We start from the raw sequence: 11,664 nt of genomic DNA on the forward strand, positions 1-11,664 counted from the left end.
GGATATGAAAAAACTCTCACGCTGGTTCCTGGATAACCCGGTTGCCGCTAACCTTCTCATGGCGTTCATTCTGGTTGCAGGCTTGCTGACCTTTCAAAATCTGCGGGTGGAAAGCTTTCCACAAATTCCTCCTACGGAAGTCGAAATCTCCGTTGTCTACCCCGGCGGTACTGCCCGCCAGGTCGATGAGAGTATTACACAGCGTATTGAGGAAGCTATTAGTGGTGTTGCGGGAATAAAGCGCATAACCAGCCAATCAAGCAAAGGTTACGCTTTATTAGTAGTGAAAAAAAATACTAATGTGAAGCTGGACCGTTTGATTGAAGATATTCGCAATCAAGTTGAAAGTATCGAAGGCTTTCCCGTATTGGCGGAGCGGCCGCGTATTTATCGCAGTGAATATACGAATCTTGCGGCGTTTGTCATGGTCTACGGTGGTGACAATAATGATTCGCTTCAGCAGGTATCCTTACGAGTAGAGCGAGCGCTTAAGAAGCATCCTGCCATTTCCAAAGTGACAAACCTGGGGAAAAGAAAGCAACTACTGGCTATAGAGCCAGACCCCAGGAAGCTTCAACGCTATGGTTTATCTCTTGAAAACCTAACGGAACGTATTCGCCAGTGGTCAGTGGAGTATCGCAGTGGTGAATTAAGAACTGCCAATGGCAATATTGTGCTGCAGGGCAGTTCCCTGGCTGACAACTTGGCGGAACTTAGGAATATTCCCATTATCACTAAATCGACGGCACGAGTGAGACTCAGTGATATCGCTACTGTTAAGCGAGATTATGAGCAAACCGACAGTATTGTTCGATATCAGGGGCAACCAGCAATCGCACTAATGGTATCCACCAGCCAAAAGGATAACCTGTTTCATATCCATGAAGCCACAAAATCAGTATTAGAATCCTTAGAGACGACACTACCCAAGAACCTGCAGTTGGATGTAATGGCGGATATGTTCCCCTATATTTCCGAGCAATTAGACTTGCTAAGTACCAACGCCTTGCAGGGGTTATTCATCGTATTATTGCTATTGGTGCTTTTTTTAGATACGCGGCTGGCCTTTTGGGTTGCCTTAGGTATTCCCTTATCCCTGGCTGGTGCGATTACATTGATGGGTTTTCCTTCCCTGGATTACAGCATCAACGATATCACTATATTCGGTATGATTTTGGTACTGGGGATATTGGTAGATGATGCCGTTGTGGTCGGTGAAAGTATTCATCAGGCGAGACAAAATACAACTGACACGAAAGAGGCTGCCTGGAAAGGGGTTGAAGCCGTAGCCGTGCCCACAGTTTTTGGCGTATTGACTACAATCGCGGCCTTCTCACCGATGCTATGGATTGAAAATGAGTTGGCAAAAGTTTTATCAGGATTCTCTGCTGTAGTGATATTTGCATTGATATTTTCGCTAATTGAAAGCAAATTTATATTGCCCGCGCATTTAAGCTACCCAAATACACGTACTCACACCAAATATGCAATGAAGCGATGGATTGAGATCGCCAGAGAGAAATGTAACCGTTCATTAAATCAATTTTCAGATAAGATATATATTCCGCTTTTGTCATTGAGCCTGGCAAACCGGAAAACAAGTATCAGTCTATTTGCCATCTTTTTGCTGCTGGCCTATGGCGCTATGTTCAAGGGACATATCGCTTCAGTATTCTTTCCCGAAATTCCAGGACGCTATGCTACGGTTAAAGTCACTATGCAGCATGGAGTTGCAAATACTTTAGCGGAACGTAATACCGATCAACTTGAACAGGCCATCAAGCGAACCGCAAATAGATTGCAGCAGGAGTATGGACTTCCGGAGCCTCCTGTTAGCAAGTATATCGTGTCAAAGGAAGATGCTAAGACCATAGAGTTGACAGCGGAATTAACACATGACGCCTTGGCTAGAGTAGAGGGCAACCGCTTTTTGCAGGAGCTACGGCTGCAAACAGGTATTTTGGAGGGGAGCTATGCAGTGAAGTTTAGCCTTACCGAAGAGCCGGCGGGCGATACTGCCATTGCGGTTTCTGCCAGCAATCGGGATCAGGCGAAACAAGTGGCCGACCGCCTCAAGGCTTCACTGGTAGAGTTACCCGGCGTGAACGATGTCTACGATGATAGCCAACTAGCCAAAAGACAGCTGAAAATTATGGTCAATGAGCGGGGAGCCAGTCTGGGCATTGATCAAAGTCATCTGGCTTCTGTGATTGGAGGTGCATTCGGCCAGATTGAGATACACAGGCTGTTGGATAACGGGGAAGAGACATTGGTATTGGCTCGCTTACCTCAAATGCAGACTAAAACAATCGAGCAGTTAAAAGCCACTCCTATTAACCTGGGCAACAACAGCTACGTAAGCTTAGGTGAAATAGCGCAGCTGAAGTATGAGCGGGAACCGGAGGTCATTTATCGGCGAGATCGCGATGAAGTGGTCAGCATCTACTGGCGTCAGAATCGCTCTGTCAGTTCACCGGAAAAAAACTGGGAGCGGTTAAAAGAAGAGCTGGTGCCAGAACTGGAGCGCCTTTATCCGGGTGTCCAAATTAAAGCCGTTGGTGAATTTTCCGAAATAGTAGAAGTACAGGCTGGATTTAAAAAGTCCATGTTGCTGACGCTTTTACTTATCTACGTTTTGTTGGCGATACCATTAAAATCCTATTGGCAGCCAGTGATTATTATGTCGGTGATTCCAATGGGCTTTGCGGGGGCAATTATTGGACATGGCCTACTGGGCTTCCCAGTAAGCTTATTATCCTTATTTGGAATGATGGCAATGACTGGGGTAGTGATTAACGATTCCCTAGTATTAATGAGCCGATTTAATCAACTCTACACGCAGGGTGTGCCAGTAAAAACAGCGCTACTTCAAGCTGGGAAAAGTCGCGTAAGGGCAATTTTCTTAACTACGGTGACTACTATCTGTGGGTTGCTACCCTTATTAGCCGAAACCAGCGAGCAAGCCCAATATTTAAAGCCAGCGGCTATATCCCTAGTGTTCGGGGAGCTATTTGCTACACCGATTACTCTAATCCTGATCCCTTTGTTGCTTTCTTTTAAGAAGAGAAAAATTGCTTTGAAAAGCGATAGTGCTTCTTATCCTGGGCAAGTCTCGCTTAGGTGACTTAAGCTGTAAGGTTAAGCTGATGAGTGAACGTTTAGGAGCGAGCGCCGGCTAGACGTTCATTTATTTGCTGCTAAAGCCTCCAGTTTTTTTGCGGAAGCAGGTGATCGGCTGTCATCAATAAGCAATTCGGGAGTGCTCATACTGAATAATATCACCCATTTTTAATAGAGCTTTATGAATGTAGAGCACGCTTCTAACGCAATTTGTATATAGGTGACAAATATCGTCAGAAAGGCACCGATATAGGCAGGCTTTAGTTTCTTCATTTTTTTAAATGCGACACAGAAAATTATTCACGAAAAAATAAAATTCTTTTCGTATTTTCATTTCGTGACTCATTGGAACTTAATTCTTAATCCTTACCTAACACACAAATCAAAAAATAAGATTTCAGGCGATTATGGACAAGTTATTTAGCAAGAAACTATTGGTGCTGGCATTAACTGCAGCTTTGGCTGCGTGTAGCGGCGGAGGGGGCGGTTCTTCAGACTCTGAACCTGAGACACCAGCTGTGGGTGATGGTGGCAGTAATAATGGTGGTGATCAGGGTGGCGATAACCAAGGAGGTGATAGTGGTTCCGGCGATACTGGGAGCGATACGCCCCTTCCCGATAATGATCCCTCAACGGTAACGGTTGGAGACGTTTCTACTTCCGATCTGGGGTTTGCCACTATAACTGCTACAGATATCACCCTGCCTGATGCAATGGTAAACGCCCAAGAAGTTTACCAGCTTGCACACTATATTGGCCGAACAGATAGTGAGCAAGATGAAGAAAATATCGACATCCCTATTCGTAGCTATACGGCAACTTGCGCTACGGATACTGATAAGCCGCGGATGTTCGTATCCACTACATTATCAGAAGGGTTAAAAGCTTCTGATCCAACATACGGTTCTGTTTACGAGCTGCAGTATAACCCTGAAACCTCAAGCTTCGATCAAACGGGTAATACCACAATCCTTAAACAGTGCTATGAAACCCATGGTATTACTGCAAGTGCAGATTGCTCTAGAGTCGCTGTTTTATGCAACACCGAATATAAAGCCAGTGAGCGCTATGATATTAAGAAAGACATAGTGGAAGAGCATGGCACTAGCAAAATGAAGATTAACGAGGATAACCTCGCTAGTGTTGCCGGTACTGATAATGAGAAAAAGTACAATGATCAGATTTGGTTAATGGAGTGGGATGACAAACCCTTATCTGAAAAACCGGATGCTTACGTCGTTAACAAAATGCATGGCGGCACCCACTTAGGCACCCAAGAGCTTATATATGTTGAGAATGACAGCAAAGGGCGTACAAATTATGCTTTTTCAGTCACTGCACGTGTACTCTCAAGTGGTTCTCATTATTCAGCGGGATTAACCGTGATTGATCGGGATGATTGGTCCTTAACAATGACGGGAGATGATCGTAGAGGCTGGGATTGGTTATGTGGGCATGGGCACGTACTTAATATCCGGGCTTTCTATAACCCTGGAAATGAAATGTTTGGGGCGCTTTGCACCAGTGATGGAAATAAATACCACCCTTCACCTGGCTTGAATGCAATTGCGATCAAAATGGAAGATGATGGCTCATCCATCTTGGAAGGCACCTATAATCACGTCGTTCCTACAACAAGTGCAATGATTTCGAATGGGGGAGGGCACACAGTCGTTCCGGTAGATGCTAATACCAATCTCTCAGTGGTTGTTTCGCCGAAGTACATCGAAGATGAGGATATGGATAGGTTCTTACAGGATACACTCGGTATTGATACCAGTGGAGATGGCCCCTTTGATGATCAATGTGCTGCTAAGGCCAATAAGAATTGCTTCTTCTCGTATCTCGAAGAGATCGAATATGATGAGGGTAACTATTCACTGATGCCAAGGCAAGGGCTCTATTCTGGCGGCGCCCTGGATGAATCATCCTTAACTCGTGTAGGTATTGCTAAGGTTGATTGGGAAGGTAATATTGAGGGAGTTGGCATCAATTGGTTGGCGGAAGATTCCGACTGCCAAATTAGTGACCCCCAGCTCGTCGACTTGAAGAATGGCCGCTACTTGTTTGGTTATGCACAGTTCCAGTGTATTTCCGATAACCTTCCCTACAATCGCAGTTACAACAAGAAAGGCGAGGCTATGCGTATGTTGGTACCTAAAGCCTACTATGTGATGGAGATTGACGCAGACCTCAATGTACTTGAAGGGCCAGTAAAACTCACCGATTATGGATGGGGTGGATTGGATGAGCCGATGTATCTAGGTAACGGCAAAGTGGCCTGGAACTATATCAAGAATCCTACCTTTGAGAATTATATCGGCGGTCAGCAAAACGTGTGGCAAGCGATTGTTTACCACTCTAAAAGTGTGAACTAATCCAGCTATTCATCTTTATACGGGGGTAGGCTTGCCTACCCTCGCAATTTCTGATGCTTATAATTGCACCGCTTTAGTGAGTTTAAAATAATTAAAGGCTCAAGTCTTATCTATTCAATGTGATTTTAACGTTCCACTGCAGTCTTAGTATTACATCTTTCAACTACATCATAGATTTTTTTAGATAGCTCTTTAAGCATATTAATCTGAGGTCTTTCTGCATTCCTGTTGGTGAGAATGACAAGTGCAAGCCCTGTTTCAGGAGCAACATAAGCAGCCGTGTACACCCCAATATTGCCACCCCAATGGCTTAAATAGGAGCGCTTTTTGTAGTTATAGCTATTCCATGCAACAAGTTGACTTTCCAGATGGTCTGGAATGCCACTCATGGAGCGCTCAGCAAACATCTCTTGAAGCACCTTTTGGGAGGAAATAGTCTCCCTCATAAATACACCTGAATTAGCAACCGCACCAAAGAATTTTGTCAAATCTGATACTGTTGAGCGCAACATTCCTGCCGGATATCCGGGAGTACTACTTTGTGCAATTGCGACTAGCTGGCCATCAGAAAGGGTTTGATAAGGCGTTGCGACTTCTAACCCAGACGTATCTGCTATAGTCCAGAAAGTATGATCCATTCCCAGTGGCTCAAAGAAGTTTTTCTGAGTCCAATCTTTTAAATTCAATCCAGATTGTTGCTCGGCCCAGTTGCCCAACAAGTTGTAGCCCATATTGCTGTAGCTCCATTGCTCCCCGGGCGGGGATTTCAGGAAAGACTTATCTGCTGAATAATATTTGCCGCTCTCTAGAAGGACATCTTCCAGCAGCTCGGAAAGCTTCATTGCTGAATCTTGCCCGGGTGTTCTGAAATCCACCTCATAATACATACCATCCTTTATGCTGGATGTATGTGTAAGCAATTGGAGTAGGGTGATTTCCTTTGAGGGGTGATGGGGGTTCGCTAGGAGAGAGCCTGGTCCAAGGGCCACAGAACTTTCTAGTTCGAGCAAGTGCTTATCAGCAATCTCCATTACCGCCAAAGCTGTGATTGGCTTGGTTACTGAGGCAATCTGGAAAATAGTGGAGGGAGTAACCGGTGTTTTGTGTAACTTGTCAGCAAAGCCAAAACCTTCTTCATACACCAATTCTCCGTCTAACGCTGCTCCTATCGCTATCCCCGGTATATCGGCCTCAACTCTAAGAGCTTCAATATCCTTTGAAAGGTCTTGTAACTGAACAGAGCAGTTTGTTTGAGCTAGCGCTCCCCAAGACTGTAAGAAAAGAGTGAAGATGATCCATTTTGTCCGCATTGCTACCCTCCATAAATATATTTATAAACATGTTTATAAATATATTTGAAGATTATGGTAGAATCAAGCATCAATACTCTGCTGATGAGCCCCAAATTAATTTGAAAGATGGATGAGAGTTGTCTTTTATGAGCCCTGAGAATTACTTTATTGGCAAGACTGCGGAGACTATCTCTACTCTTATCACCAAGCAGTGCGAGATAATTCTCACGAGAAATGGTGTGGAAGTTCCGGTTAAATCTTGCTCAATCATCGTGACTTTGCATCGATTGGATGGATTGTCATTGAATGAAATTGCTCGTGAGACAGACTCCTCCCCTCAGCTGATTAAGCAGAAACTTCCGAAGTTACTTAAGCTCTCACTCATTAAGCATGAAGATGACTCAAGTGATAAGCGAAGGAGGCTTTTCTTTCTGACAGATAAAGGAAAGCTGCAGGTAGAGAAAATACTTGAAACATTTCAGGAGTTAGAGCGTACATTGGATAGGCTCAATAAACATCTGGGGTTCAGCCTTTTCGAAAAGCTCGAGGAAATAAAACGGGCACTTACTGAAGTTCCACTTCATTCAGATGGTGAGCATTCTATTAAACAATAAATTGTCTTGAGGAAGTGGACTGGTCTACTAAACCTGGACCCCAATTTGGGTGGTAAGATTGCTGTGAAAACACATCTGTTCAAAGTGTAGACAACGTTGACCTTTTCTCCTGAATTTAACGTCTGGTAGTAGATCTGGGCTATAAATAGCTGAAGCGGCCTGTTCATTGGATATTAGTACATCGGTCATCTGCCTGTTGGTTGAAGCAACTAGAAGTAAGGTGTGGGGAAGCATATCTGCAAGTAGAGCATTTTTCACTGAGCAATAGATCTCTCGGGAGTTTGAAGCCCATATCGGTTGTCTAGAAAGGGAGAGGCATGAAATAGGCTACCGTTCACTTGATATCGGGCGAGATAAACCGTACTCGCTGATAGGCTCGATTGAGTGAGCGGGAATTCTTTAAGCTGGTCTGCAAAGAGTTTGAAATACCCTGATTATGCTACTACGAATATAGGAAAAGGAAGGTCATCCGTTGATGTACCCAGAGCGCAGCTTTACTCCAAGGTCATTGAGGTATTCGAGGGCAGTCGTAGTTTTGCAGGAAACTGTACAATTGAAAGTTTACTTCATGAGTAGTGGATATCAATCGAGCGCTTAAAAGCCTGAAGGCTAATGTGTAAAGCGGCTTTGGTTTGTAAACAACCTAGTCCTCATGATCATTAGAAAGCAATAGTCGAGCACTTGGATATACTGAGTGAACTTGATCGCCGGTTTAAAGTGGAAAAAATTAATCATGATTATTGTGGTGATGATACTTATATCGAGGCTGGTTCAATCTGGTGTTACCTAGCTAGCGTCATAGCTTTTATATGCTCGGGTAGCGTTGGATGAGCCCTCCCTGGTAAGCCAGCCACTAACGATAAAAGCGCTGAAGATGGCTTGAGAGCAGTAAGGAATAGCCGGTGGGGTATATTTCACTCGGATCAAGGCAATCAGTGGATGAGTCATCAGTTCTGCCAACGGTCTTGGCCTTATGGAATGATCCAGAACATGGGTCGATGTGGGAATTCCTGAGAGAGTGTACAATTAGAAGACTGTTTCGGAATCTGAAAAATGAATGGATACCTTCTCTCGGTTACATGTAAAGCAAGTCAATACATCACTCATTACTTGATAACTTACAACAACTGGTAGTGCAGCTACCAACTCAAGTAAGGTATGTCGCCTGCTAAAGCGAAGGAAAAACTTAATTTGCTATCCGAGAATCGCTGATTACTACAGTCTATTTAGTTTACTCGGTAAATTGGCGTATAATAATTTGCTACAAAACTATCAAGGTATAAATAAGCTTAGATCACTTTATGATCGATAATCTCTAAAGCTGAATTAGTCTAAGGAATTTTTGGGTATGAATTTAGTGGAGTGCGCTGCTTGTGGGAATGATATATCAAAGCAAGCTATAGCTTGCCCGAATTGCGGTCATCCAAGTGCATCTAAAGGGTCTAAAGGGACCGCTGGGAAGGACGTTAAATCTATTGGCGGCATGCTATGTTTGGGGATATTTTTGTTTCCTTTGATTTTTTCTTGGGTCACCCTAAAAAAAGAGTATTCTAACACTATAAGAACAGTTTCCTTTCTTTGGATGTTAATTGTCTTCTTATATATGTGGAGTATCCCTACTGATGAGGGGCAAATGTCCCCCGCTGCAGCCGAAGTTAGCTCTAAACCGCAAAAAATACCAGAACAAGTTGCTGCCGAACAAACTGAATGTCGTAAAGATTTGAAGTGTTGGGCTGAAGAAAACTTCATTTCAGCAACGGTACACTGTAATCGGTATATTGAACAGCTTGCAGAATATAGTCACAGATGGACTAATGCCTGGTTGGAGCCAAAATTTAGTTATTATCGTTGGAAAGATATAAGTGCGGGTGTTGTCACTTATATCGGAGACAAAATACAGTTCCAGAATGGTTTTGGAGCTTTTCAAAATCATGTGTACGAATGCGATTATTCCCCAACTTTTGAGTCTGTAATAGACGTTAGGGCAGAGCCAGGAAAAATATAGATCTATTTGAGAAGTCAATGAGTTTAAAGGTGGTTATTATTTAGGTTAGTCCTAGGTTAGTTTAGTGTTCGTACTTTATTTTTTCATTATACATTCTGAGTATTGCGGGCTCAGTAGTGCTTACCCAGGACGCCAAAGAGTCTATTATTAATAATTCGGCAAAGTAGTAGTTTAACTCTTTAATCTTCGTTCAAAATGCTTGTAGAGCCTAAATGAGGCTTTGTAGGCATTTTTTGTTTTGAGGTTGCCATTTTCCCAGGGGTGGATTTAGTAAAATGTAACTCCAAATTAATTTAGTGCATTAGTAGCTGCAAGAGATAGAGGGGAAAGAATTGAATTAGGGAAAAGTGATGATTAAGCCTTAGAAGCTATTTAGTTACTCCTATAATGAAATTGATATGTGGAGAAGTCATGATAAGAGGGTAAGCAGCTCTCCCGCCGAGCGACCCAAAAGGGGCAATTTCCCAGCCATGCAGATGAGATCTTTACGACTCAGCAGGCTATCCAGAAGAAGATCAGAGGAAGAGGCTTTGTTGCACACTAAGCGATGAGTCTTTTTTTATAGGATAAATCAAGTAATGGACGTAATAATTTTACACCTCTCAATTAGGTCAAAATAATAGTGCCTCCCAATTGAACCCCTAAGCATAAATAGAGTAACGAGGCCAAACCCAGCCCCGGCATAAAGAAACCCATCAGCAGTTAACGGCGTTAACCGCCAGCCCACCCAAGGAAGTTTCTTTGTATTTGCTCTGCATATCGATACCGGTCTGGCGCATGGTTTCGATCACGCTATCTAGCGGTACGATATGGGAGCCGTCACCGCGTAGGGCCAGGCGTGCGCCGTTGATGGCTTTTACCGCGCCCATGGTGTTGCGTTCGATACAGGGCACTTGCACCAGGCCGCCGATGGGATCGCAGGTGAGGCCCAGGTTGTGCTCCATGCCAATCTCGGCAGCGTTTTCGATTTGCTGATTACTGCCGCCTTCCACGGCGGCCAGGCCTGCGGAGGCCATTGAGCAGGCTACGCCGATCTCACCCTGGCAGCCCACTTCGGCGGCGGAGATAGAGGCATTTTTCTTAAATAGCATGCCGATGGCGCCGGCAGTGAGCATAAATTTCACCACCTGCTCTTTGAGTTCTCCGTGCACTTTCGGATCGTGCACAAATTCCACGTAATAGGCGATCACTGCGGGAATAACACCGGCAGCCCCGTTGGTGGGAGCGGTAACGATACGTCCGCGAGCAGCATTTTCTTCATTGACTGCAAGCGCGAACAAACTCACCCAGTCGAGGATGGCGAGGCCGCGATTGCGCTCTTCCGCTGTTTGTTTGCTCAACTCCTGATAGAGCTCGGCGGCTCGGCGGCGTACCTTCAGGCCGCCGGGCAGAATCCCTTTTTGTTGGCAGCCCCGCTCTATGGAGGCTTTCATCACTTTCCAGATATTCCACAGGCGGTCTTTGACTTCCTGCTCGCTGCGAAATGCTTTTTCGTTTTCCATGGCCAACTCGGCAATGGTCCAGTCGTGTTGGTCGCAGATCTTCATCAGCTGTTCGGCACTACTGAAATCGTAGGGCAGCAGCGTGGCAATTTCTTCTTTGTGAGCGAAGTCTTCCTCTGAGAGAATAAAGCCGCCGCCGATGGAAAAATAACTGCGCTCGAATAGCAGTTCTTCGCCGCAATAGGCTTGGCAGGTCATGCCGTTGGAGTGTTGCGGTAGGAACTCTTCCATATGGAAGAGCAGGTCGCGATCGCGAACAAATTCTATTTTGTGGTCACCATTAAGTGTCAGCGCTTTTTCGCTGTGAATGGCGGCCATCTTCTCATCGATACTATCGACATTGATGGTATCGGGGGTTTGGCCAAGCAGTCCCATCAGTACCGCCATATCGGTGCCGTGGCCGATACCGGTCAGGGCCAGGGAACCGTAAAGGTGTACTTGAATGCGGTCGGTTTTTGCGAGTTGGTCGCGGTCGCGCAGGTCCTGAACAAATTGGCGGGCGGCGACCATTGGGCCCACCGTATGGGAGCTAGAGGGGCCTACGCCAATTTTAAACAGTTCAAATACGCTAATACTCATATAAATTCTCTGCGCTGGGCCGCAGACAGTCGCGGCCTTCCCTTAAGGATATAGTTGCACCATTTGGGGGCGCACTTTGCCCTACAAGGCGCAACAATCAAGATGGCAGTCGCTATTCCGTACAAAATTCTATTTGTTACGGCTTTTGCGGAATTTATGAGTTTCCAGATTGTG

The 11,664-nt window shown here is 44.9% G+C and carries 6 protein-coding genes; 4 read left to right on the plus strand and 2 right to left on the minus strand.

Translation table 11 applies throughout. The features are described 5' to 3' along the window. Nucleotides 1-4: 4 nt before the first annotated feature. Nucleotides 5-3,124, plus strand: a complete 3,120-nt coding sequence (locus ACJJIC_RS12480; RefSeq protein ID WP_444898318.1) for an efflux RND transporter permease subunit — start codon at nt 5-7, stop codon at nt 3,122-3,124. 403 nt (nt 3,125-3,527) lie between these two features. Then, complete coding sequence (locus ACJJIC_RS12485; RefSeq protein ID WP_444898317.1) at nt 3,528-5,498, plus strand: hypothetical protein; 1,971 nt, start codon at nt 3,528-3,530, stop codon at nt 5,496-5,498. A 125-nt stretch (nt 5,499-5,623) separates the two neighbouring features. Here ACJJIC_RS12485 and ACJJIC_RS12490 read toward each other — a convergent pair whose 3' ends face one another. Beyond that, nucleotides 5,624-6,808, minus strand: a complete 1,185-nt coding sequence (locus ACJJIC_RS12490; RefSeq protein WP_444898316.1) for a serine hydrolase domain-containing protein — start codon at nt 6,806-6,808, stop codon at nt 5,624-5,626. Nucleotides 6,809-6,936: 128 nt separating this feature from the next. Here ACJJIC_RS12490 and ACJJIC_RS12495 point away from each other — a divergent pair, with 128 nt between their 5' ends. Together ACJJIC_RS12495 and ACJJIC_RS12500 are read left to right on the plus strand one after the other, a co-directional pair. Then, complete coding sequence (locus tag ACJJIC_RS12495) at nt 6,937-7,404, plus strand: hypothetical protein (protein WP_445357068.1); 468 nt, start codon at nt 6,937-6,939, stop codon at nt 7,402-7,404. A gap of 1,348 nt (nt 7,405-8,752) precedes the next feature. Next, a complete protein-coding gene (locus tag ACJJIC_RS12500; RefSeq protein WP_445357069.1) occupies nt 8,753-9,409 on the plus strand; it encodes a zinc ribbon domain-containing protein in 657 nt (218 codons plus the stop codon). Nucleotides 9,410-10,104: 695 nt separating this feature from the next. Here the strand turns inward: ACJJIC_RS12500 and ACJJIC_RS12505 are convergent. After that, nucleotides 10,105-11,490 (minus strand): L-serine ammonia-lyase, encoded by a 1,386-nt coding sequence (locus ACJJIC_RS12505; RefSeq protein WP_445357070.1) that lies wholly within the window; start codon nt 11,488-11,490, stop codon nt 10,105-10,107. Nucleotides 11,491-11,664: the final 174 nt, after the last annotated feature.

This window comes from Microbulbifer mixtoriginis (SeqCode), from assembly GCF_052468275.1.